Raw genomic sequence first — 22622 nt, 5'->3', positions numbered from 1 at the left:
TCAGGGCGCACCGGAGAGAATCCGGACCTTCTCCTGAACTTCCGGGATCAGCCAGAGAGCGATACAGACGGCTACTGTCACGCCCGCGACGGCATCGACATGGTTGCTGAAGGCGAAAAGTACAGCCAGATAGAGGGGCATGAAGATGTTGTAGAGCCCGGAGAATGGGGCATAGCTGGAGCCATCGATCACCCTCAGGCGATGAGAGGGAAGCAACAGCAGATACCCAGCGAGTATGGCCAGATAGGCGGGCAGGAACCAGGCCAGCATGGGAATATCCCGCTGCAGGATCAGTAGCGCGATCAGCAGTGTCAGCGTTTCGAGGGGGAAGAGCAGGAAGCGCCCGAGGCGCCGCATGCTCGCCAGTCCCTGGGAAGTAGCGAGGGTTTCAGTGCTGCTTCTCAGGTCGGCCTGATAATCATCGATCTGGTGAGCAAGGATGTAGCGGAGTCCTACCAGGCCGTTCAGAAGGCAAAGCAGCAAGGCCGCCGGGCTCCACGTACCCAGGGCCTGAAAGATCAGGATCACCGGCAGGAATCGCTGGGCTGCACTTGCGGTGATCAGGCCCAGAGCACCTCGTTCCTTCAGTCGCAGGGGTGGGGCCGAGTAGGCCGTGGATGAGCCGTAACAGGCCAGCAGCAGCAGCAGCACCGCTCCATCCGAGGCGAACTGGAGAATGCCGAGGCTTGCCGCAGCCCCCAGCCAGCAACCCAGAAGCGTTCGTCCTTCTCCCACCCGCAGATGGGAGAAGGCGTTCGGTTTGCCAGCAGCGCCATCGCTCCTGACATCATAGAAGGAGTTCACCATGTAGCCGTAGGCGGCCAGTAGGCAGAGCTGAAGAAACAGCAACGCGATCGCCAGCGGATCGGCAGGCTCTTCCCGGCTATCCGCCTGCAGCTGGGTGATCAGCAGACAGGAGATCAGAAAGGGCAGCTTGGACGTGGCCCACTCTTTCCAGCGGGTGAGGGCCTGGATCTGGCGGATGAAGCGGCCCAGGCCATTGGCTCTCGGTGGCGGTGAAGTGGTCACGCCGTGACAGGTGGCCGTTGGGTGGCCGTAACCATCGAGTGCTGGCCCAGGACGCGTAGTTTCAGGGATTCGGGTGGGGCGAGCAGCACACCTCGCCGGACAGGCAGCCATGCAGGCTCTCCCACCACTTCAAGATCCCATGAGCGGATGACCTGAGCAATCACCAGCTTCATCTCGATCAGGGCCAGCGACATGCCAAGACATTTGCGTGGACCCTCTCCGAATGGCCAGAATTCATAGGGCGAAAAGGCTTTTTCCAGAAAGCGTTCCGGTCGGAACGACAGGGGATCCTGGTAGATGTCCTCCCGCCGATGGGTGAGTTGCATGCATGGCACCAGTCGAGTGCCGGCAGGCAGGATATGGCCCTCAACCACAAGGGATTGTTGTAAGACTCGTGGTGTCTCCACCGGCCCCGGATAAAGCCGCAGCACCTCGTGGCACACAGCTGTGAGATAGGGGAGATTCAGGATGCCCTCTGGTGCGCGAGCACTCTCGACCTCCAGCTCTTTGCGCAACTGGCTCAGCACCCCTGGATTGGCGTAGATCAGCGCCAGCGCCCAGGCCAGGGCTGACGCTGTCGTCTCGTGTCCAGCAAAGAGCAGGGTGATGACCCGGTCCACCAGTCGCCGCTGCGATTGTTCCGGATCGCTGGGATCGAGATCCTGAAGCAACGTGCCGAGCACAGTGTCATCGGCCGAGGTCAACTTTTTCTCAAGATGAAGTTTTGCCTCCTCGCCGATCGCCTCCTCAAGTCTTTTTCGCACTTTCACAAGTCGGTTCCAGGGACTCAGCCAGGGCAGACTCCAGGGGGGAAGAAGCAGAAAGATCACCGTCAGGAGTCGATGATTTACCAGCGCCACACTGCGAATCAGTTCACGTTTCACTTTCAATACTCCTACTGTGTCGTGGCTGCCGAGTACGAGATCGAAGATCACCCGAAGTGTTACCTCCTGGGTGAAATCTCTGGCCCTGAAGGTCGTTCCTGCTTTCCAATCCCCTGTGAGTTCATTGCAGATCTGCAGGATTTCGCTGCAGCTGCTGAGGATGCGTTCGCCCTGGAACAGGGGGGCCAACAGGCGGCGATCCTTTCGATGGTCGGCTCCATTGCGGTACTGAATGGATTGACGGCCCAGGAGGCCGACCAGCACCCGAGCACCGCGACGGGGTTGGTAGAGGCCCGGGTTGGCCGTCATGATCTGACGTACGGCTTCCGGGCTTCCGAAGAAGACCGAGGGTTGTGGTCCCTTGGATCCAAGGCTGAACGGGTCTCCGTAGCGCTGGCTCCACTGGCGCAGCGATGGCATCGGACGAAGCAGCAACTGCAGTTGGTCGAGCCAGGCGGGGCGCCCCGGTCCAGGAGGGAGTGTCATGCCGGAAGGATGGTTCACGGATCAACCTAGGTGGCATGATCCCTTTCCCCCTCCCATCAGCCCCGTGCTCGACCAGTGGGAGATTTTGCTTATGGCCCCTACTTCAGCCCGGCTTCAGTCCAGCCTTGTCAAGGGCAGGAGAGCGCTGGAGTCCCTGCAGAGCAGGGATGGCAGCTTTGCGTTTTTCCAGCAGCAGCCAATCGACCACGCCTTCATGCCTGGCGGCCCACCGACCGATCCACTGTTTGCCACGCTGACGGTTCTGTTGGCCGCAGGGGATCAGCTCTCGAAGCCCAGTCTTGAGCGGGCCGTGATGTCGATTGCAATCCGGCGGGGTGCTGATGGACACTGGAATTACGATCCTGCTCTTGGGATTCCGTCGGACTCTGACGATACGGCTTGTGCCCTGGCCGTGTTGGCCCGATTCTCTCCAGAGCAGATTCGGGTCAGCGATGCAAAAATGCTGCGTAGCTACTGGCGGAGTCCGGCTGGGCCCTTTCGCACCTGGAACAGCCAGGAGCTTCCCTGGGATCGATCGGATCGTGACGATGTGGTCGTCAACTGCAACGTGGCTTACGCTCTGAAATGTATGGGCGCTCCACTCAATAGAGCGGAGCGCTGCTGCCTGGAGTCGATGCTGAGCATGGCAGATCAGCGCTCGCGTTATTACTGTTCCGTGCTGACAGTGGGTTATGCGGCGCGGCGGGCTGGCTTTGATCCTTACCTTTCGAAGTGTGTGCGCCTTGCGAGCTCAGCCTTGTCGCTCAATTCCCTGGAGATGGCCCAGTCGCTTCTAATTGCGGGGGGCCAGGATGCATCGCTTTCCGATGCGTTGCTCACTGGCCAGGCCAGCGACGGGACCTGGCCTGCGGCCCCATGGTGCGATGGTGAGGGATTTCGCCCCTGGGGTTCCCGTGCGATCACGACGGCCTTGTGCCTAGAGGCACTGCAACAGCTCAAATGATGACCTGCAGCTGGTTTAGGGTGCACAGCCGGGACAAGGGTCGATCATTGCCTGTTCAATTCTGATCGCGTCGACGGAAGATCAGCAAGGGACTGAGCTTGGTAAAGTTAGCGAAAAGCATAAATCTCCATAGAATGTCTGCAGTTTTTTCCTGCAGATATCTGGTGTATTGTTTTCCGAATCTGGCAACAATGTATTGGGGGCTCAGAGTGAGTTTTTCCGACAGCAGGGAATCGCCCCCGCTCGGGCGACGCAACTGAAGATGCTGGTGTAGTGCAAGATAAAAGACAGTATCAGATTTCTGTTTTGTTAATCCCAGCTGGGCAAGGGCATTGGGAATGGAAAGATCCTGCTCGATTACAGTGGCTTTATACTGGCAAAGTATCTGGCGTGCAGTGAGAGTGCACTGTGGATCACTGTCCACAGCCGTGACATGGGAGGCACCCACCTGCAGTGCCTCAAATGAATTCAGGCCAAAGTGACAGCCTAGATCGAGAACGCGTTTTCCTTGGCAGATAGCTCTCAGCGGCTGGAAATCGAGTGAGCGCTCCCAGTTGCTCAGGCCGATGAAGGCCTTGTGAGGCTTGTCAGCCATGATCCTTCCCAGCTATCCATACGGTAACCGGGATCAATTTCTGATAAGTCCTGTGCTAAACTTTGTTTAAAAGACGTCGTGCTAATGACCGCTAAGCCTGTGTTTCTTCTTGGCTTTGGTGCCATGAAGGCTGGCACCACGTGGCTCTATCGCTATTTGCGAGATAATGAACTCGTCTCCTTTGGTCCCTCCAAGGAGATGCATGCTTGGACGATGTACTTTGACCCGTCTCGGTCACGTATTTCCCTTAGGCTTGGCAATGCCTTGAAAGGGTATGTTTGCGCCGACGCTCGTCGTGCTGGTGTCGCCCGTGCAGAGCTTCTGCGGGAGGTGAAGCTGACATCGTTTGGACTAGACCCAAGCAGCTATCTGCGCCTTTTTCAGCAGCTCGCTGCTTCACATTCGCGCCCAGTGGCAGATATCACTCCGGATTATTCACGCTTGCATCCGCAACAGGTCTCCAGCATACGTGATTTTCTGGAGCCTCATTTCGAGCTTCGCCCCCTGTTCCTGATGCGCGATCCGGTTGACCGACTATTCTCGGATTGCAAGCATGTAGCCCGTCATCATTCAACTGGCTCCAGCTCCGATACGGTCGTGACTGGTGTCTCTCTCTTCCGCGCCAAGCTGGACAGACGCGACCGCCTTCCGGGTGGACTTAAGTCGAATTACAAACATGTTTGTGAGATGTTGGATGCGGCCTTCGGCGATCAGAAGTCATTGTATCTCTTCTATGAAGATCTCTTCTGCTCGGAGTCAATCCGGCGGGTGACGGATTTTATTGCTGTTCCATTTGTAGAACCAGATCCCCGGGTCCGTTTTAATGCCGATCCAGAGCAGATCTGCCTCGCTCCTGAGTTGATGCGAGAGGCGGTTCAAATGCTTTTGCCTGTTTATCGATTTGTGGAAGCTCGTTTTGGATCGTTGCCTCGGCGTTGGCAGGAGAATCTGAGTTTGCTCTGAACCTTCTCGGCTGTTTGGAGAACAGTCGTGTGGAATCTGTCATCAGATCAAGGCATTTGCCGCTTCAGGATCATCGGGCTTGATGCGCAGTGAGCTTCTGAAAAGGAAATCGCAGTACGAAGTAGACTTAAGAGTTTGCTGAAAAACCAACCCACGAGCCAGTTTTCCACAGGCATCAGTGGATTTCCGGCTCAAAAAGACGGATCGGCGGCTATCAGAGCCGCAAACAGCCCGATTTCGGCATCGTTGGCCTCTCTGCAAGGCATTGGTTGAGGCCTATTGGGCACACCTCTGGACAACGGGCTGTTCATGCCGCCTCCATCGCGGGCTTGAGCAGGTTGCCCAGGCGGATCAGGTTGTAGGCGATCACATGCAGGCCAAACACGGCGCCGACCTTCTCGGTACCGCGCAGTTTGAACTGGCGCAGCCCTCCGAACGCCTTGATCCAACCAAACACCTTTTCGATCCCCCGGCGGGCGTTGATCGATTTGGAGTAGCCCACGTGACGGGTGGTGCGGCCATCAATGGCTGAGCCACCGCTGCGGGCCGTGTTCTGGGCCACGTGGGGCGTGACACCGATCCGCCGCATCTCAGCGACAAACCCTTTGGTGTCGTAGTTCTTGTCGGCGCCGACGGTCTTCTGGTGGGCACCGGTGAGGTCTGCTGCCATCTCTTTGGCGGCATCCCGCTCACCGGTGCCCGTGGCCTGGGTGACGCGGCAATCGACGATCAGGTCGTGGCGGTTGTCCATGAGGACATGGCCCCGATAGCTCAGCTGCGCTGGATGGGCATTCGATTTCCGGGCCAGCCGTGCCTCAGGATCGGTGCTGGAGCGGTGGGTCTCGTTGCTGAGCTTGATGCCGCGAAAGTCCCCTTTGGCGCGCTTCTTTCCCTCTTTGGGAGCACCGAATCCTTCGCCAGGACCTGTGGGCGGAGGCGGAGGATCCTCCTGGCCATCGATCCGCTCCAAGGAAGCGTGTGACGCCCAGGCCTGGAGCAACGTGCCGTCCACCGAAAAGTGCTCGTCACTGAGCAGCGGTTTGACCTCGGGTGCTCCCATCAGCTTCTCCAGGAACAGCCCCATGACGTCGTCAGTGAGGAGCCGATCACGATTCTTGGTGAATGTGGTCGGATGCCAGATCGCATCGTCAGGGCTCAAGCCCACAAACCAGCGGAACAGCAGGTTGTAGTGGACCTGCTCCAGCAGCAGCCTCTCGGAGCGGATGCCGTAGAACGCCTGCAACAACGAGGCCAGCAGCAGCTGCTCTGGCGGCACCGATGGTCTCCCTTCTGAGGCATACAACCTGCAGAAGGTGGGATTGAGTCGATCGAGGGCCTGATCCGCCAGCTTGCGAATCCGCCTGAGTGGATGGCTGGTCGGGATCCGCTCCTCGATCGAGACGTAGGAGAACAAGGAGCCGCTGCGCTCCTGCTGACCTCGCATCAAACCTGGGGCAGTTGCCCTATTTTCGCAGAGGCGGCGGGGTTTTTCAGCAAACTCTTAAGGTCTTCTTGTTCTTTCCCTCTGGCCCGTCCGGGAGGATCCGCAGCGATGTGATGTGGTTCGTCGGCAAGCCATGCTCCACAACTTCGCTTGCACTGAGGCAGCACAGAGCTCGATCCAGAAGTGGTTCATTGAGCAGCAAACGGGCAGCCTGAGCTCCGTTGGCATGGTTCTGGGAAAGGATGCTTTTCTCATAGTAAACTCTGCTGCGGGTGGAATAGCCCGAACATCGCAGTTCTTTGGCCAACTTCCTGGCTATCTCCTGCAGTTCTGGTTCTGATCTTTCCGCTTCGCTGATCAGGAGATGCACTTCGATTCTGCCGAGTTCTGGCAGGGTTTCCCGCAGGATCTGTTCGAAGGGTTCCAGGCTTCCTTCCCCGCCAATCTGGGGAATGCCATTCACTTCCAGCACCACGCCGCCACCCTCGAGCCAACTGCGCGCTCCGTCTTCCAGCAGTAGGTCGACTCCAGCGATGTTCAGCCTCAGAACGGCGGCACAGCGGCACGCCAGCAACAGGTTGTCTGGATGCAGGCGGGTCGGATCGATCAGAACCTGCTCTCCTCCTGTGGAAACATTGGCTTTACGTCGCAGCGGCAGAAAGATTCCCTCGGCTGGCACGCTCTCAGGTGTAAGGCCAGCTTCTGCGAGCAAGTCGAGAGCCTCGTGATCGAGATCAATGCTGAAGCGTCCATTCGCAAGATGCTCTGCCTGATGTCGCGGTGACGCCTGGACGATGGCCATCAATTCGGTCACCGTAGAGTGTCCATCTCCGCGGACACCCCCAGGGTGGCGAAGGATCACCTTGACTACCTTGCCCTCTACCACGGTGATTCGGTAGTCCAAACCCCGCACGAACTGCTGAACGAGAACCTTCTGCGAGAGGTTCCGGGCTTCGGCATAGCTCTTCAGGAATTGTTCTTCCGTGCTGATGCCGGCGTTCACTCCAATGCCCCCATCCGTGTCATCCGGCTTGATCACGAGGGGATAGCCGATGGTCTGTGCGGCCTGGAGGGCTTCCTCTGCGGTGGTCACCACAAGGAAGGTGGGCACTGGAATCCCATGGCCCGTCAGCACTTCTCCTGTATGACTCTTTCTGCGGGCTATATCGATGCCGATGCCGGAGGTTTTGCAGGTGACCGTGCTTCGGAACAGGCGTGCATGGCATCCATCTCCCAGTCTGTATATCTGATTGATGTAGTTCGAGGCACGAACTCCCAGTTGGGCAGCTTTTCTGAGCAGGTGGACAGTGTTGATCCCCTGGCACCCATGGGTTTGAAATTTGCGGCGCAGCTGATCCAGTGCGGCTGTCTGGGACGTGAGGACCTGACGCTCCTGTTGTGGATGTCTCAGAAGAAGCTCGATTGTGCTTTGACTCCAAAGAATCAGTTCTTTCGCCATGTCAGGACTCCAGTAATGGATCACCAACAGGGCGTTTTCCCAGAGGGCGGGGCTCTTGGAGCCAAGGGTCATCAGGTGTTGCCACGGATAAACTGGGCAGCGGATGCCACCATGAGCCCGGTAATAGGACTCCACCAGCAGCGGCAACAGGCTGGTGCCGGCAGCATCCACGAAATGAACCTGACCTCTGTCGAAGGGTCTGCTGGCGAAGATGGCCGTCAGGGCACTGTTGACCCTTTGTTGCACCTTCTGTTCCACGATGCGCGAGCTCACCCTCGCCACCAGGGCCGGCTGTACTGAGCCGTAGGCGTATCCCGGCAGAGTCTTCGCCTGCAGCTTGATCCAGGAGCTGTTGTTCTTGTCCACGGTTCAGCTCTCGCCCTGTTTGATTTCGATTTTCAGCTGCTGCAGAGCCGCCTGTCGCATCGCCGTGACGGGCACCTCGGTCAGGCCGCTCCACAGCCGCAGGCTGGCTGCCCCCTGCTGGACCAGCATCTCCAGCCCGTCCAGGCTCTGGCATCCCCTGGCACTGGCGGTCTGGAGCAGGGCCGTGGGCCGTGGCGTGTAGATCAGGTCGTAGACGGTGCTGCCCGGCCGCAGGGTCTCCAGGTCGCCAGGGCTGAGTGGGCACCGCCGAGCTGCGTCGGGGTCAGTAGCCGAAGCCATACCCACCGGGGTGGTGTTGACCACCAGATCCGCATCGGCCAGAGCGTTCTGCAGGGCTCGGTTGCTGGGAGTCCATTGCAGCCCCTGCAGCGGTTTCGCCCAACTGCGGCAGGGGGCGAGCAGGGCCTCGAGGTGTGCGCTGCTGCGGCCGGCCACCTGAATGGCTGCACAGCCCAGTTCCACCAGACCGGCGATCACGGCTCGGGCACTGCCGCCGCAGCCCAGCACCACGGCACGCTGGCCTTGCCAGCTGCTTCCCCCTGCACGCAGGGGTGCCAGGAATCCCTCCACATCGGTGTTGTCCCCCAGCCAGCCGCCGTTCGGGAGGCGCACCAGGGTGTTGACAGCGCCCACCCGCTCGGCCAGGGGTGAGAGCTCCCGGCACAGGGCTGCCACGGCCTGCTTGTGGGGCAGGGTCACGTTGAGGCCGCGGCAGTCCATCGCTTCGAGGCCCCGCAGCACCTCGCCCAGGTGCTCGGCCGGCGTCGGTAGGGCGAGGTAGACCCAATCGAGCCCCAGCCCCTTCAGGGCGGCGTTGTGCATCACCGGCGAGAGCGAGTGACGCACGGGATCGCCCAGCACGCCCACCAGGGAGGTGCTGCCGCTGATCGGCTGAGCGAAGCGGGAAACGAGGGCCATGGCGACAGCGCCGGAGGCCCAGACCGTAGGGATTCACAGGGCCCTGTACGGCAGCGGTTCGGGAACCACACCTCGCCTTGGTCAGGCCTCGCTGCTGAAGATGCCTTCATTCAGAACTTGCTTCTCCACTCAGGAGGTGGGAACCCATGGGAAAGGTTGTTGGCATTGACCTCGGCACGACGAACAGCTGTGTCGCCGTGATGGAGGGCGGCAAGCCCACGGTGATCGCCAACGCTGAAGGGTTCCGCACGACGCCCTCAGTGGTGGCTTACACCAAAAATCAGGATCAGTTGGTCGGTCAGATCGCCAAGCGTCAGGCGGTCATGAATCCGGAGAACACTTTCTATTCCGTGAAGCGCTTCATCGGCCGCCGTGTCGATGAAGTCAACGAAGAATCGAAGGAAGTGAGTTATGGCGTCGAGAAGGCCGGCTCCAACGTCAAGGTGAAGTGTCCGGTGCTGAACAAGCAGTTCGCACCTGAGGAAGTGAGTGCCCAGGTGCTGCGCAAGCTGGCGGAAGACGCTGGCAAGTATCTCGGTGAAACGGTCACCCAGGCGGTGATCACCGTGCCCGCCTATTTCAACGACTCGCAGCGACAGGCCACCAAGGACGCCGGCAAGATCGCCGGCCTTGAGGTGCTGCGCATCATCAACGAGCCCACGGCCGCGGCTCTGGCCTATGGCCTCGACAAGAAGAGCAACGAGCGCATCCTCGTGTTCGACCTGGGCGGCGGCACCTTCGACGTGTCGGTGCTGGAGGTGGGTGACGGTGTGTTCGAAGTGCTCTCCACCTCCGGTGATACCCACCTGGGTGGCGACGACTTCGACAAGGTGATCGTCGACTACCTCGCAGACAGCTTCAAGTCGAACGAGGGCATCGACCTGCGTCAGGACAAGCAGGCCCTGCAGCGCCTCACCGAGGCCGCCGAGAAGGCCAAGATCGAGCTCTCCAGCGCCACCCAGAGTGAGATCAACCTGCCGTTCATCACGGCCACCCCTGAAGGTCCCAAGCACCTCGATCTCACCCTCACCCGCGCCAAGTTCGAGGAGCTGGCCAGCAAGCTGATCGACCGCTGCCGCGTGCCGGTGGAGCAGGCCCTCAAGGACGCCAAGCTCTCCTCCTCAGAGCTCGACGAAGTGGTGATGGTGGGCGGCTCCACCCGTATCCCCGCCGTTCTTGAGCTGGTCAAGCGGGTCACCGGCAAGGATCCCAACCAGACCGTCAACCCCGATGAGGTGGTGGCCGTGGGTGCCGCCATCCAGGGCGGTGTGCTCGCCGGTGAGGTGAAGGACATCCTGCTGCTGGACGTCACGCCGCTCTCGCTGGGTGTGGAGACCCTCGGTGGCGTGATGACCAAGATGATCACCCGCAACACCACCATCCCCACCAAGAAGTCGGAGACCTACTCCACCGCCGTGGATGGGCAGACCAACGTGGAGATCCACGTGCTGCAGGGGGAGCGCGAGATGGCCAGCGACAACAAGTCGCTCGGCACCTTCCGCCTCGATGGCATCCCCCCCGCTCCCCGCGGCGTGCCCCAGATCGAAGTCACCTTCGACATCGACGCCAACGGCATCCTCAGCGTCACCGCCAAGGACAAGGGCAGCGGCAAAGAGCAGAGCATCTCGATCACCGGCGCCTCCACCCTCAGTGATAACGAGGTGGAGAAGATGGTCAAGGACGCCGAAGCGAACGCCTCCGCCGACAAGGAGAAGCGCGAGCGCATCGACCTCAAGAACCAGGCCGAAACCCTGGTTTACCAGTCCGAGAAGCAACTCGGTGAGCTGGGCGACAAGGTGAGTGCCGACGACAAGGCCAAGGTGGAGGGATTCTCCAAGACGCTCAAGGAAGCGATCGACAAGGAGGATTACGACACCATGAAGAGCACCCTCGAGCAGCTCCAGCAGGCCCTCTACGCCGCCGGTGCCTCTGTGTACCAGCAGGCGGGCGCTGAAGCAGGCGCCGAGGCCCCCGGTGGCAACGGGGCGTCCGGTTCCAACGGAGCCTCCGCCGCCAGCAGCGACGATGTGATCGACGCCGAATTCACCGAGAGCAAGTGAGCCTGCGGGCGGCCCTGCCGCTCCGATTCCGATCCGCTCCCTGATCCAGCCCCCCTACTTGGGGGGCTTTTTGCTGGCAGGTGCTCAGGTCCCAGCCGCCGGAAGTGTTGCTGGCTCCAGTTGCTGGGCCACCCACTCGGCGCTGGCCGGCGCCAGCAGCACGCCGTTGCGGTAGTGGCCGCTCACCAGCAGCAGGCCGTCTGCCAGGGCTTCCAGCAGGGGTGCCGGCTTGCCCTGGGGACGGCAACGGCACCCCTGCCAGCTGTGCAGAAGCCGTGCCTGTTGCAGCCACGGGGGTGCCTCCCCTTTCAGGCTGCGCAACCGCTCCAGGGCCAGCGGATCGGCCCGCTCTCCCGGCTCCAGGGTGGCGCCCAGCCAGAGGCGCCGACCACCGGTCAGATCGGGCCGGGGCACCAGGTTGAGGCCGCGCCACACCAGCGCTCCCGGCCAGCTCCACAGGGCTTCATCGTTCGCGTCTGGGCCTCGTTCCAGCTCCAGGGCCTGGCCCAGCACCGGCTCGAGCGGCGGGATGGCAGCAGCCCCCGCGAGCTCTGGCACCTGGCGCAGCAGCCCCGCCGATCCCAGGCCGGCGGCGATCACCACCCAGTCGGCCCGGTGGTGGTCGCCGCCGGCGAGCACGGCGCTCCAGCCCCCGTTCACCGGTCGCTCCAGGCGCAGCACCCGCTCGGCCAGTCCTTGCACTCCTTGCCGCAGACCATCCCCCAGCAGGGCCTCCAGGGCGGCGATCGGATCGATCTGGCCATCGCGGGGGGAGTACAGCCCGCCCAGGGCGGCGGCGGGCACCAACGGATCCAGCCGCTCCAGCTGCGGCCGCTCCCACCACTCCAGCGGCACCCCTCGCTTTTGCCGCTCCAGCACCAGCCGCTGCTGGCGCTCCTGGGTCTCGGCATCAGCGGCCAGCACCAGCAGGCCCGGACGGCGTGGCACAGGCCAGCCAGCCTCCGCCAGCTGCCGGCACCACAGGTCCCAGAGGATGCGGCTGCGCTGCCGCAGGCGCCAGCCCCGGCCACTGCTGCGCTGTGCGACATCGGCCATCAGCAGCCCCAGGGCCGCGCGGCTGCCACTGCGAACCGCTGGGTCAGGCTTGCCGACCTCACTCCCCTTGGGCCCAGCCAGGGCGGGATCGATCAGAACGACGGCATGGCCCTGCTGCTGCAGCCACCAGGCGGTGGACGCACCAACAAGGCCCGCCCCGATGACGATCACGTCAGCGCGGCGGGCCCCGCAGGTGCTGGCCTGGTGCAAGCGGGTCAGGCCTGCTCGGCGGCGTCGAGAGCTGGGGCAGGAATCACTTCGGCATAGGAGCCGAAGCCGCTGGCCACCTGGATGTACGACTTGCGCAGCCGCTCGCCGTCCTGGAGGCGGGCGGCTTCATCGAGCTGGGCCAGGGCGCTCTTGAGCTGGTCGGCGCGCTTGCCGGCTTCGGCCCGGTCGGCGGGCAGCAGGCGCTGGTTGATGTAGAGCATCTCGCGGCCCACTTCCTGCATGGGTCCGTGGATCAGGTTGCGGGTGAAGACCCAGTCGCGCTGGTTGACCAGATTGGCCAGCTCAGGCAAGCGATCCTTGGCGGCGAGGAAGCCCTCGGCCTGACGGGTGATCAGGGCCATGTCCGCCGGGCTGATGCTGGGGGCCTTGCGGCTCTGGCCGCCATCGCAGGCCGCCAGCGACACCGAAAGCACCAGGGCGACGCCGATCATCACCAGGCGGCGCAGCAGGTCGAAGACACCCGTTCTGGAGGCAGTGCTGGCAGCAACCATGGGAATTCGCCGACCGGGCGTTCAATGCGGCGTGATTTTACCCGTGGCCCCTGTCGGCGGAGATCGGCGTTCCGCTCGGCACAATTGCGGTTCCGCCCTTCGCGCCGGCATGAGCTCCCCCACGGCCATCCTCCAGGTCATCTGTCCGGACCGTCCGGCCCTGGTGAGCGAGCTCTCCGGCTGGGTGGCCGCCAACGGCGGCAACATCCGCCACGCCGATCACCACACCGATGCCGGTGCCGGCCTGTTCCTCAGCCGGATCGAGTGGGCGCTGGACGGTTTCGGGCTGCCGCGGCAAGCGATCACGCCCGCGGTGCTGGCCCTGGCCGAGCGGCTGGGGGGGGAAGGACAGGTGCACTTCTCCGATGAAACGCCCCGGGTGGCGATCTTCGTGAGCAAGCAGGACCATGCCCTGGTGGATCTGCTCTGGCGCACCCGGGCCGGCGAGCTGCCGATGCTGGTGCCGCTGGTGGTGTCGAACCATCCGGATCTGCGGCAGGTGGCCGAAGGCTTCGGGGTTCAGTTCGTCCATCTGCCGATGACGACGGAGACCAAGGCCGAGGTGGAGCTTCAGCAACTGGCCCTGCTGGAGCAGCACGGCATTGAGCTGGTGGTGCTGGCCAAGTACATGCAGGTGCTCAGCCCGGCCTGGCTCGAGGGGTTCATGGGCGGGGGACGCTCCAGGTCAACGGTCCAGCGGCAGGTGATCAACATCCACCACTCCTTTCTGCCGGCCTTCAAGGGGGCGCAGCCCTATCACCGTGCCTGGGAGCGGGGCGTGAAGCTGATCGGCGCCACCGCCCACTACGTCACCGAGGATCTCGACGGCGGCCCGATCATTGAGCAGGCCACCGTGCACGTCAGCCACCGCGACGATGTGGACGATCTGATCCGCAAGGGGCGCGACACCGAGCGGCTCGCCTTGGCGCGGGCGCTGCGCTTGCATCTGCGCCGGCAGGTGATGGTCTATCGCGGCCGCACGGCCGTGTTCGATTGATGGCAACTGATCTGAGGCCGTTGGCCGCGATTCGCCTGGCCGCGCTCGATGCGCACCTGCTCGGTCATCGACCTGCTGACGCGTCCCCCCTGGGCTGGCGATGTTTTCAGCTGGGTCTGTTTCTGTTGGCCAGCAGTGCCTTCCTGGGGGGATTGCTGCTGTTCGTGGCCCTGATCCAGGGGAGCCGCGGTCGCTCCTCGCTCTGGCAGGACGGGAGCAATCGGGTGCTGCTGCTGATCGCCCTGCTGATGGTGGCCGGCTGCTTCGGGGCCCGCAGCGGCGGCCTGGCCTGGGTGGGACTGGGCAACTGGTTGCCGTTCTTCTGGGCGTTCTGGGGCTATCAGCCCTATCTGGCCACGCCGGCGGCCCGGCGGCGGGTGGCCCTGTGGCTGGTGGCCGGCACCGTGCCCGTGGTGATCACCGGCCTGGGCCAGCTCTGGTTTGGCTGGAGCGGCCCGTTTCAGGTGTTGGGGGGTCTGATCATCTGGCACCTCAAGGCAGGCGGCAGCCCGGACGATCGTCTTGCCGGCCTGTTCGACTACGCCAACATCGCCGGCTCCTGGCTGGTCCTGGCCTGGCCTCTGCAACTGGCGGCGCTGCTCGAGACCTGGCAGCGCTGGCGCCAGGGGGTGCGGGATCCCGCTGGTGGCGGCGTGCCATCCCGGTCAGCCGGGATCCTGCTGGCCCTGGCCCTGCTGATGGCGTCAGGCGTGGTGGCGGCCGTGTACCTCACCGATTCCCGCAACGCCTGGGGTGCCCTGGTGCTGGCGGTGCCGCTGGTGGTGGGGCCAGCCAGCTGGCTGTGGCTGCTGCCCCTGCTGACCCTGCTGGTGGTGCTGGTGGCGCTGGCCAGCGTGCAGGGGGTGCCGGAGCTGGTGCAGGAGCCCCTGCGCCAGCTGGTGCCTGAAGCGATCTGGGGCCGGCTCAGCGACCTGGAGCACAGCGGCGATCGGGTGCAGGCCTCCACCCGGCTGGCCCAGTGGGGTGTGGCCCTGGAGTTGATCGGCGAACGCCCCTGGCTCGGCTGGGGCGCGGCGGCCTTCAGCCTGATCTATCCGCTGCGCACGGGCCAGTGGCATGGCCATCCCCACAATCTGCCGATCGACCTGGCCGTGAGCCACGGTCTGCCGGTGGCGGTGCTGCTGGTGGGCTTCGTGCTCTGGCTGTTGCTGCGTGCCGCCTGGTTCGGCATGGCCGCGTCCAGCCTGTTCGAGCGGGCCTGGTGGACGGCGACCCTGGTGCTGGTGGCCTTGCATGCCACGGATATGCCCTTCTATGACAGCCGCATCAATGTGGCCGGCTGGGTGCTGCTGGCCGGGCTGTCCCAGGTGGGCCGCCCGCCGGCGTCCCACTGAGACCTGGTCGGAGCGGGTTCAGCCGATGGCCTCCTGCCTGGGCAGTGCGTCCTGCCGGTGCCGCTGCAGGGTGGCTTCAGGCAGGGGACCCTGCAGATGTGCCCAGGGCAGCACCCGGCCCGGTTCCCATTCGGCGTGCACCACCTCCTCCCAGGCCGGTGGCCGTGGCAGCGGCGAACCGGCAGCCGGCTCCAGTTCGCCTGCCTGCGCCGCCCGGTAGGCCTTCTTCCAGCCCCCCAGGCTGTCGTGACTGCCGCGGGCGGCGGCGATCACCGGCGCGAGCCGCCGGTCGCTGCGCGACAGCAGGGCCTGGATCACGCTCCAGCCATAGCTTTCCGGCCGCAGCTCGATCCCCTTGGGCTTGAGCCGCTTGGCCAGCAGCTTGAGCCGTTTCTCGGCCTCCGGCCGCACGCCCTGCCACTGGAACGGAGTGTGGGCCTTGGGCACGAAGGTGCTCACCCCCAGGGTCAGCCGCAGCCCCGGGGTCGCCTTTTTCAGCGCCAGCATCAGGGCGGCGGTGGCCTCCACATCGGCCTCCTCCTCGCTGGGCAGGCCCACCATGCCGTAGAGCTTCAGGCCGCTGAGGCCACCCTCTCGGGCGTAGCGAGCCGCGGCGTCGATCTCCTCGGTGGAAAGTTTCTTGTTCACCACCTGCCGCATCCGCTCGCTGCCGCTCTCGATCGCGATCGTCAGCGACTTGCTGCCCCGCTTCGCCAGGATGCGCCCCAGCTCGGCGGTCACCGTGGCGGCCCGCACCGAGCTGACGCTCACCCGGGTGCCCTCAAAGCGGTCCTGATCCAGCCACTGCAGCAGCTCCGGGAACTGGGGATGCTGCGTCACCGAAGCCCCCAGCAGCCCCAGGCGCTTCGTCACCGCCAGACCCTTTTCCACAGCCGGGATCAGGCCGTCGTCGAGGGATGGCGTGCGGAAGGGCAGGGTGAGATAACTGGCCAGGCAGAAGCGGCAGAGTTCCGGACAGCTGCGCACCACCTCCACCATGTGGATGTCGGGCCAGGCGGCCTCCGGGGTGATCACCGTGGAGTGGCTGAGGGTGTTGCCCCGCCAGGTCTGTTTGGCCACCGTGGACGGCACGCCCGCCTCGATCGGCTCCACCGCCAGCAGTGCACCGCCGACTGCATAGCGGGGGGCATAGAGGCTGGGCACGTAGATCCCCGGCACCTGGGCCAGGGCCCGCAGCCGCTCCGCCCGTGGTTGATCCCGATGCTGCTGCACGGCATCGATGAAGGCCGGCAGGAGCTCCTCGCCATCACCGAGCAGCACCACATCGAAGAAAGGCGCCAGCGGCTCCGGGTTGGCGGTGAGCACCGGTCCGCCGCCGAACACGATCGGATCACTCTCGCCGCGCTGCTCGGCCCAGAGAGGGATGTGTTGCTGCTCCAGCAGATCCAGCAGCACCGGCCCGTCCAGCTCCCAGCTCAACGACAGGCCGAACAGGTCGCCATGACGGTGGGGTGGGTCACTGCGATCCGTGAACAGGCGCCGCACATCCACGTCGGCGCGCCGCGCCAGGGTCGCCCAGACCACCTGGTAGCCCAGGCTGGTGATCCCCACGGAGTAGGTGCTGGGGAAGGCCAGCACGGCCCGCAGGGCACCGGCGACGGGCTGGGCGGGCTCGAACAGCAGGGTTTCCTGGTTCAGGGGGAGGGGCATGCCAATCGATCAGTCTCACGGATCCCTGGTGCCGGTTGCCTGGCCTGGCTAGAGCGGGGGCTGCTGAACGGGTGTCATGCCGAAGCTGCAGGTGATCTCACCGTTTGAATACAACCCCACGCAGGATCCCGCTAATGTCACCTTCCTGCAGGGGATCAAGGGAGGCGATCAACGGGACACCTATCTGCTGACCGGCAGCATCAATGCCACCGGCCCGGGTTCTGTCGGCCTTGTCTACGAGGGTCCGCTCGACTCGGTGCAACGTGATGGGGTGAGTGGTTCCGGCACCTGGTACACCATCAACGTTCCCGAAACAGGCGCCTTCACCAACGTCAATGGCACCAGCGTCTACGGCCCCGACAACCTCGGCGCTGGTCTGGTCGATCTGGTGGGGGCTTACACGCGCAATGTCAGCGGCGGGTCGGCCTCAGGGGCAGGGCCGCCTGAAAGTCCGTCCAGCTTGCCCTTGGCGCCCCTGCCGCGGCCTGGTTTGCTCGCGGGACCAGCCCCTCAGCAATGCCCCAGACCGCTGCTCCCGCTGTTGATTTCAACGCCGATGCCGACCTGATCAGCTTCCTCAAGGCCATCCCCGATGGCCGTTACCGCCGCGGGGTGCGCTACCCGCAGTGGTACCTGCTGCTGGTGGCGGTGCTTGGGATCCTCAGCGACTGCCGCAGCTCCCGCGATCTGGAGGCGTTCGCCAGGCGGCACCGGGAGGTGTTGAACCAGGCCCTGGGGCTGAATTTCAAGCGCTGGCCTTCGGACGCCACCTTCCTCTACCTGTTCAACAAGGCGCACCTGCAGCAGTTCGGCGAGGTGCTCCAGGCCTGGATGATCAGCCATATCCCAGGCGGTACAACGGCTGTGGAGCAGTTGGTGTGCGATGGCAAGACCCTGAAGGGTTCAGCCATCGAGACCGATGACGGCAACCACCGCTTTGTCGCCCAGGTGACGGTCTACGCCCGAGCCCTCGGTGTCGCCTTGGCTCAGAAGGCCTACGACACCCATGAATCGAGCGAGCGAGCAGCGCTCAAAGAGCTGCTGAGCACGATGGATTTAGAGGGCAAGCTGATCCAGGCGGATGCCCTGCACACGACGCAGGCGTTTTTCGCTGGTGCCTCGAGCAGGGAGCCGACGTCGCCCTGACCGTCAAAACGAATCAGCCCAGGCTCCATCGGCAGATCAGCCGCCAGTTCGAGGGAAAACGTCGGATCCCTTTCACTGCAACGGATCAGGAGAAACGCCATGGGCGTGACACGCGCTGGGAGCTCAGGGCCAAGGAAGCCCCCGATCACATCAAGGAAGCCTGGCCGGGCAGCGCCTGGATCGTGGAGCTGATCACCACGACCACCAAGCGCAACGGCAAGCACAGTGTCACCAGGCACTTGTTCATCACGACCGTTCGCACAGCTCCAGAAGGCCTGCTGCGCCTGATCCGGCAACGCTGGAGCATTGAAAACGAATGGCACTGGGCCCGCGACACCCAGCTCGGTGAGGACGCCCACCGCTATACCCATCGCATCGGTGCACCGGTGTTTGCGTTCCTGCGGACCGTGGTCATGAACCTGCTGCGGCGCGGCGGCTACCGCTCGATCCGACGGGGGCTCCGGGAACTGGCTTACGACATCAGAGGGATGCTGGCGTTGGGCGGGGTTCAGCTCGCGGGAGCGAGGTTGGAGTGACTTTCAGGCAACCCTGGCCTCAGGGGAGGATCCCAACACCGTGGGCTTTCTCTATACCGGTGCCATTGATGGCTCCACCAGTTCCGGCTACCGCAGCTTTCAGGGTCAGACCCCCCCAGTGTCAGCAAACGAACCAGTACGCGCGTACGCCCTCGCGCCCGAAACACCCACGGCCAAGCCAGAGCGCCCTTGCCACTCTGGTCATGAGGACATCGGGCCATGGCCGATGACATCTTTGGAGGCCTGACCCCGAAAGCAAACGTGGCCTGGGATTCGAATTGCGCTCCCTGCCCTGGCGACGGCTCGACTGACCAATGAGTTAGTCGGCCGATCCCGATTAGGAATTTGCTGATTTTAGTGCGCGAATCCTGCCTGATGCCCTCCCGATCACCTAGTGAGTCCTTAAGCCATGGGAGAACCAATTTCAGCAGGCAAGCGCCGAGCTCGTCTGAAAGTCATTAACCCTCGTTCCGCTGGAATTGATGTCGGCAGTAGATTCCACGTTGTTGCTGTTCCTGTCGAGCTTGATCCGAATCCCGTCCGCAAGTTTTCAAGCTTCACAAAGGATCTAATCGCACTCGCCGAATGGCTGCTGGCAGTTGGAATTAGCACCATTGCCATGGAGTCCACTGGAATCTACTGGGTTCCGCTTTACGAGATTCTCTCTGGCAAAGGCATTGACGTCTTTCTTGTTAATGCCAGGCACGCCAAGAATGTTCCGGGCCGCAAGACGGATATCAACGATGCACAATGGCTTCAGCAGCTCCACAGCTACGGCCTGGTGAGAGCAAGCTTTCGTCCAGACCAAAAAATCACAGAACTACGCTCATATCTGCGGCAGCGTGATCAACTTGTTCGATACCGCTCGTCTCATCAGCAACACATCCAGAAGGCGCTGATGCTTATGAATCTTCAGCTTCATCATGTTGTCAGAGATATCAGCGGACTAACCGGTAGGCGAATCATCGATGCCATACTTTCAGGTGAGAGGGACCCCGAAAGACTCGCTTCTCTCCGAGACAGACGCTGCAAGGAGAGCGCGGCAACAATTGCGGCTGCTCTTGAGGGGAACTACCAAGACGATCACTTGTTCTCTTTGAAGATCGCAGTTGAGCTCTTTGACACCTATTCAGAGAAGATCAGGGCCTGCGAGCTTGCGGCACAATCATTGATGACAGAGCTTGCCGGCTCGGACTATCAAGATCCAGGCAGTCAACCTGGGGATTGGAAGATATGCGGACATGGCTTTGCATTTAACCCAACCCACCTAATTCAAGCCTTGTCAGGCCACAATCTTCTAAGGCTTCCGGGATTAGGACCAACAACAGTTCTCACGCTCATTAGTGAGTGTGGGTTGGACATGAAGCGCTGGCCCAGTGCCCAGCATTTTGTGTCATGGCTGGGACTCAGTCCTCAGAACAGGATCTCAGGGGGAAAGGTACTTTCTTCACGAACACGACAGGGCACTACGCGAGCAGGTAGTGCCTTTTGGATGGCTGCCGTACCGCTGGGAAGAACGAATACTGCACTGGGTGCTTTTCAACGTCGTCTGGCAGCACGTGCCGGAAAGAGTAAAGCATTAATTGCTACTGCCCGAAAGCTTGCCATTCTTTACTACAAGACGCTCCGTGATGGTTTGGTATATCAGGATCCCGGTGCTGCCGCATATCAGGAGGAATCAAGGGATCGTCAGATTCGTGGTCTCCAGCGACGCGCCATTGCCCTTGGTTTTCAACTTGTTGCCTCTGCTTGAGGTGTGGTCAGTCAGCCGAGATCCCTGTTGGCCGTTGGTGTTTCTTAGGAAGAAGTCCGCTCGGTTTGACCCGTCCACCTGGGGGCCCAACCGACGACTATGCAACCGCCCTATGACGCCGCTCTGCGGGAAGCCGTCCGCCTGCGGATGAGCCCTCCGAACCTTGAGAGCGTGGCTGAGATCGCCCGCGACACCGGGATCACGGCGCAGACCATCTACAACTGGCGGAGCCAGTGGCAGAAGCAGGGCCAGCTGGTGCCTGCCACGAACCGGCCGCCGGAGCAGTGGAGCGCTGCCGACAAGCTGGCAGCCGTGATCCAGGCCGCAGGACTGAACGGAAGCGAGCTCGGGTCGTTCTGCAGGGAGCGGGGGCTGTACCCCAAGCAGGTTGCCCGTTGGCGCCAGGCCGCCGAGGATGCCAATGGCCCCAGCGCGCCGAGCATGGCTGATCAGCGGGAACTGCAACGCAAGAATCAGGAACTGGTCCGGCGGAATCGCCAGCTGGAGCGTGAATTGCAGAAGAAAGAAAAAGCACTGACAGAAGCGGCGACGTTGTTGATGCTCTCAAAAAAGTTCAACCAGATCTTTCAACCGGACGAGGATCCTTGATTCCGTCTGGCGATCGCGGTGCGATCGTCGCGCTTCTACAGGAAGGCATCAGTCGTGGCCTTTCGGCCAAGGCCATTGCTGATCTTTTCGGCCTGGCGACACGCACGCTGAGGCGATGGGGCTTGATGATTCGGACCCAGGGATTCAGCTGCGATCAACGCAAGGGAGCGTCCAGGCATGTCATGCATCGTTTCAGCGAGGAGGAGCGCCAACAGGTGTTGTCCACTGTCAACGATCCACGCTTTGCCGATCTCACGCCTGGTCAGATCGTGGCGATCCTTGCCGAGGAGGGAGTCTACGTGGGATCGGAGTCAACGATTTACCGCATCATGCGCCAGAAAGGCCTGTTAAATCATCGCGGCAGGAGCCGCCCACCGCGGGAGCCAAGAGAGCCACCCGTGCTGGAGGCAACGGGCATCCATCAAGTGCTGGCCTGGGATATCACCCTGTTGCCGGGGCCTGTGAAGGGTCAATTCTACTACCTTTATATGGTGATGGATGTGTGGAGCCGGCGCATCCTTGGCGTTGAGGTGCACGATCGTGAATGCGGCGAACTGGCCAAGCACTTCTTTGATCGTGTCTGCCGTGATGAAGGGATCAGCTCGGGGTCGACCACGATCCTGCACGCCGATAACGGAGCACCCATGCGCTCCTACACCTTGGCCGCCAAGCTGGCCGAGCTCGGCATCTCCCTGTCATTCTCGCGGCCGCGGGTGAGCAATGACAACGCCTACGTTGAGTCATGGTTCCGAACCATGAAATATCACCAGAGCTATCCAGTGCGTCGTTTCCGGGATCTTCTCTCAGTGCGTGCCTGGGTCGATGGTTTTGTTGACTGGTACAACGCTGAGCATCGTCACAGCGGCATCAAGTATGTGACGCCCAATCAACGTCACTACGGAGAAGCTGACGCGATCTGCAGAGTCCGTCAGCAGACCTATGAGCAGGCGCGTGCGCAACATCCACGCCGCTGGGCCAGGCCACCTCGCGATTGGGCTCAGCCAACAGTCGTGCGGGTCAACCATCCCAGACCGCAGGACACTGTCGCTGCTTGAAGATCAGAAACCCAGGCCCCAGGGGGTTGTGGTTGGACCGCCCGCAAGAGGCGGGCCGGCCTCAGCCTCCGACCGGGGGCCGGCCGCTCAAGCCTGCGCTCCTGATCAACGCGCGATGACGATCAACATCCGATCTCGAAGCCCATGATCCTCCATCCGGAGTAGGCTTTCTGAGGTACTCAGATCAGTACCCTGAGCGGACATCTTTGCTGATAGGCGCCGACCCGCAGCGGTGAAGCAGCTCCTACACCTTTGTCCACAGCGTGGATGGGGGGCTGGCCGTGGGCAACTGCGACATCGCTTCCGCCGATTCCCTGACGGGTTACAGCCTTGTCTCCACCGCCTTTCTTGTGGATCTGGACAGCGGCCGGCAGATCAACATCCGCTTCCCCGACTTGGGTCTGGATATCACCCATACGGCCTATGGCATCTGGGAGAATGGAGATGACTCCTACACCGTATGCGTTCAGGGGTCGGGACGCCCCACCGCACGAATGCAAGCCTGATCGCTCACCGCTGAGCGATCAGAGACT

The 22622-nt window shown here is 62.5% G+C and carries 21 protein-coding genes; 12 read left to right on the top strand and 9 right to left on the bottom strand.

The genetic code is table 11. The features are described 5' to 3' along the window. Window positions 1-1029, bottom strand: coding sequence for a UbiA family prenyltransferase (locus tag H8F26_RS04505; RefSeq protein WP_197157785.1), 1029 nt, complete (start codon window positions 1027-1029; stop codon window positions 1-3). Continuing rightward, window positions 1026-2417, bottom strand: a complete 1392-nt coding sequence (locus H8F26_RS04500) for a cytochrome P450 (RefSeq protein WP_197157784.1) — start codon at window positions 2415-2417, stop codon at window positions 1026-1028. Before H8F26_RS04500 ends, H8F26_RS04505 begins: the two co-directional genes overlap by 4 nt. 46 nt (window positions 2418-2463) lie before the next feature. Here H8F26_RS04500 and H8F26_RS04495 point away from each other — a divergent pair, with 46 nt between their 5' ends. Continuing rightward, window positions 2464-3363 (top strand): hypothetical protein, encoded by a 900-nt coding sequence (locus H8F26_RS04495; protein WP_197157782.1) that lies wholly within the window; start codon window positions 2464-2466, stop codon window positions 3361-3363. A 55-nt stretch (window positions 3364-3418) separates the two neighbouring features. On the opposite strand, the gene H8F26_RS04490 is transcribed toward H8F26_RS04495, so the two are convergent. Next, complete coding sequence (locus tag H8F26_RS04490; RefSeq protein WP_197157780.1) at window positions 3419-3958, bottom strand: bifunctional 2-polyprenyl-6-hydroxyphenol methylase/3-demethylubiquinol 3-O-methyltransferase UbiG; 540 nt, start codon at window positions 3956-3958, stop codon at window positions 3419-3421. An 84-nt stretch (window positions 3959-4042) separates the two neighbouring features. Between H8F26_RS04490 and H8F26_RS04485 the strand changes: the two genes are divergently transcribed. Beyond that, on the top strand, window positions 4043-4921 hold the full coding sequence (locus tag H8F26_RS04485) for a sulfotransferase domain-containing protein (protein WP_197157778.1): 879 nt from the start codon (window positions 4043-4045) through the stop codon (window positions 4919-4921). A gap of 307 nt (window positions 4922-5228) precedes the next feature. Here the strand turns inward: H8F26_RS04485 and H8F26_RS04480 are convergent, their stop codons facing one another. From H8F26_RS04480 to H8F26_RS04470, 3 genes are read right to left on the bottom strand one after another with little or no spacing between them, the layout of a single operon-like run. After that, window positions 5229-6365 carry an IS5 family transposase gene (locus H8F26_RS04480; protein ID WP_197153730.1) on the bottom strand — a complete coding sequence of 379 codons (1137 nt, stop codon included), beginning with the start codon at window positions 6363-6365 and terminating at the stop codon, window positions 5229-5231. A 46-nt stretch (window positions 6366-6411) separates the two neighbouring features. Next, the gene (locus H8F26_RS04475) at window positions 6412-8190 is read right to left on the bottom strand and encodes an ATP-grasp domain-containing protein (RefSeq protein ID WP_197157776.1); all 1779 of its coding nucleotides are present in this window, start codon (window positions 8188-8190) and stop codon (window positions 6412-6414) included. Between the two features lie 3 nt (window positions 8191-8193). Beyond that, the gene (locus tag H8F26_RS04470) at window positions 8194-9129 is read right to left on the bottom strand and encodes a shikimate dehydrogenase (RefSeq protein ID WP_197157774.1); all 936 of its coding nucleotides are present in this window, start codon (window positions 9127-9129) and stop codon (window positions 8194-8196) included. A 146-nt stretch (window positions 9130-9275) separates the two neighbouring features. On the opposite strand from H8F26_RS04470, the gene dnaK reads away from it, so the two are divergent. Beyond that, the gene (gene dnaK, locus H8F26_RS04465; protein WP_197157772.1) at window positions 9276-11189 is read left to right on the top strand and encodes a molecular chaperone DnaK; all 1914 of its coding nucleotides are present in this window, start codon (window positions 9276-9278) and stop codon (window positions 11187-11189) included. Window positions 11190-11273: 84 nt separating this feature from the next. On the opposite strand, the gene H8F26_RS04460 is transcribed toward dnaK, so the two are convergent. Together H8F26_RS04460 and psbQ are read right to left on the bottom strand one after the other, a co-directional pair. Continuing rightward, complete coding sequence (locus H8F26_RS04460) at window positions 11274-12455, bottom strand: FAD-binding oxidoreductase (RefSeq protein ID WP_197157770.1); 1182 nt, start codon at window positions 12453-12455, stop codon at window positions 11274-11276. Window positions 12456-12460: 5 nt separating this feature from the next. Next, on the bottom strand, window positions 12461-12967 hold the full coding sequence (gene psbQ, locus H8F26_RS04455) for a photosystem II protein PsbQ (RefSeq protein ID WP_197157768.1): 507 nt from the start codon (window positions 12965-12967) through the stop codon (window positions 12461-12463). A 109-nt stretch (window positions 12968-13076) separates the two neighbouring features. On the opposite strand from psbQ, the gene purU reads away from it, so the two are divergent. Further along, window positions 13077-13964 carry a formyltetrahydrofolate deformylase gene (gene purU / locus H8F26_RS04450; RefSeq protein ID WP_197157766.1) on the top strand — a complete coding sequence of 296 codons (888 nt, stop codon included), beginning with the start codon at window positions 13077-13079 and terminating at the stop codon, window positions 13962-13964. Between the two features lie 29 nt (window positions 13965-13993). Then, a complete protein-coding gene (locus H8F26_RS04445) occupies window positions 13994-15319 on the top strand; it encodes an O-antigen ligase (RefSeq protein ID WP_231605583.1) in 1326 nt (441 codons plus the stop codon). Between the two features lie 18 nt (window positions 15320-15337). Here the strand turns inward: H8F26_RS04445 and H8F26_RS04440 are convergent, their stop codons facing one another. Further along, the gene (locus tag H8F26_RS04440) at window positions 15338-16990 is read right to left on the bottom strand and encodes a radical SAM protein (RefSeq protein ID WP_197157762.1); all 1653 of its coding nucleotides are present in this window, start codon (window positions 16988-16990) and stop codon (window positions 15338-15340) included. Window positions 16991-17066: 76 nt separating this feature from the next. Between H8F26_RS04440 and H8F26_RS04435 the strand changes: the two genes are divergently transcribed. From H8F26_RS04435 to H8F26_RS04410, 7 genes are all read left to right on the top strand, one after another. After that, the gene (locus H8F26_RS04435) at window positions 17067-17558 is read left to right on the top strand and encodes a hypothetical protein (RefSeq protein ID WP_197157760.1); all 492 of its coding nucleotides are present in this window, start codon (window positions 17067-17069) and stop codon (window positions 17556-17558) included. Beyond that, the gene (locus tag H8F26_RS19850; RefSeq protein WP_197154053.1) at window positions 17507-18136 is read left to right on the top strand and encodes an ISAs1 family transposase; all 630 of its coding nucleotides are present in this window, start codon (window positions 17507-17509) and stop codon (window positions 18134-18136) included. Before H8F26_RS04435 ends, H8F26_RS19850 begins: the two co-directional genes overlap by 52 nt. Then, window positions 18133-18672 carry an ISAs1 family transposase gene (locus tag H8F26_RS19845; protein WP_197158914.1) on the top strand — a complete coding sequence of 180 codons (540 nt, stop codon included), beginning with the start codon at window positions 18133-18135 and terminating at the stop codon, window positions 18670-18672. The genes H8F26_RS19850 and H8F26_RS19845 overlap by 4 nt, the downstream gene beginning before the upstream one ends. A gap of 409 nt (window positions 18673-19081) precedes the next feature. Further along, entirely contained in the window at window positions 19082-20425 is a 1344-nt protein-coding gene (locus H8F26_RS04420; protein ID WP_231597702.1) for an IS110 family transposase, read from the top strand. 99 nt (window positions 20426-20524) lie between these two features. Further along, a complete protein-coding gene (locus H8F26_RS19220; protein ID WP_197157219.1) occupies window positions 20525-21034 on the top strand; it encodes a transposase in 510 nt (169 codons plus the stop codon). After that, window positions 21031-22089 carry an IS3 family transposase gene (locus H8F26_RS04415; protein WP_231605467.1) on the top strand — a complete coding sequence of 353 codons (1059 nt, stop codon included), beginning with the start codon at window positions 21031-21033 and terminating at the stop codon, window positions 22087-22089. Before H8F26_RS19220 ends, H8F26_RS04415 begins: the two co-directional genes overlap by 4 nt. Window positions 22090-22352: 263 nt before the next feature. Then, window positions 22353-22595: a hypothetical protein gene (locus H8F26_RS04410; RefSeq protein WP_197157758.1), complete on the top strand. Its 243-nt coding sequence runs from the start codon at window positions 22353-22355 to the stop codon at window positions 22593-22595. Window positions 22596-22622 lie beyond the last annotated feature (27 nt).

Source organism: Synechococcus sp. CBW1006 (genome assembly GCF_015840525.1).
Taxonomy (GTDB): domain Bacteria; phylum Cyanobacteriota; class Cyanobacteriia; order PCC-6307; family Cyanobiaceae; genus CBW1002.
Note: the sequence above shows the minus strand (reverse complement) of the source record. Positions and strands in the feature narration are given on the sequence as shown.

What these genes read in the sequence shown, in the direction of transcription:
- H8F26_RS04490 (WP_197157780.1), bottom strand. Translation starts at nt 3,958, where the DNA reads ATGGCTGACAAGCCTCACAAGGCCTTCATCGGCCTGAGCAACTGGGAG.
- H8F26_RS04485 (WP_197157778.1), top strand. Translation starts at nt 4,043, where the DNA reads ATGACCGCTAAGCCTGTGTTTCTTCTTGGCTTTGGTGCCATGAAGGCT.
- H8F26_RS04480 (WP_197153730.1), bottom strand. Translation starts at nt 6,365, where the DNA reads ATGCGAGGTCAGCAGGAGCGCAGCGGCTCCTTGTTCTCCTACGTCTCG.
- H8F26_RS04470 (WP_197157774.1), bottom strand. Translation starts at nt 9,129, where the DNA reads ATGGCCCTCGTTTCCCGCTTCGCTCAGCCGATCAGCGGCAGCACCTCC.
- dnaK (WP_197157772.1), top strand. Translation starts at nt 9,276, where the DNA reads ATGGGAAAGGTTGTTGGCATTGACCTCGGCACGACGAACAGCTGTGTC.
- psbQ (WP_197157768.1), bottom strand. Translation starts at nt 12,967, where the DNA reads ATGGTTGCTGCCAGCACTGCCTCCAGAACGGGTGTCTTCGACCTGCTG.
- purU (WP_197157766.1), top strand. Translation starts at nt 13,077, where the DNA reads ATGAGCTCCCCCACGGCCATCCTCCAGGTCATCTGTCCGGACCGTCCG.
- H8F26_RS04440 (WP_197157762.1), bottom strand. Translation starts at nt 16,990, where the DNA reads ATGCCCCTCCCCCTGAACCAGGAAACCCTGCTGTTCGAGCCCGCCCAG.
- H8F26_RS04435 (WP_197157760.1), top strand. Translation starts at nt 17,067, where the DNA reads ATGCCGAAGCTGCAGGTGATCTCACCGTTTGAATACAACCCCACGCAG.
- H8F26_RS19850 (WP_197154053.1), top strand. Translation starts at nt 17,507, where the DNA reads ATGCCCCAGACCGCTGCTCCCGCTGTTGATTTCAACGCCGATGCCGAC.
- H8F26_RS04420 (WP_231597702.1), top strand. Translation starts at nt 19,082, where the DNA reads ATGGGAGAACCAATTTCAGCAGGCAAGCGCCGAGCTCGTCTGAAAGTC.
- H8F26_RS19220 (WP_197157219.1), top strand. Translation starts at nt 20,525, where the DNA reads ATGCAACCGCCCTATGACGCCGCTCTGCGGGAAGCCGTCCGCCTGCGG.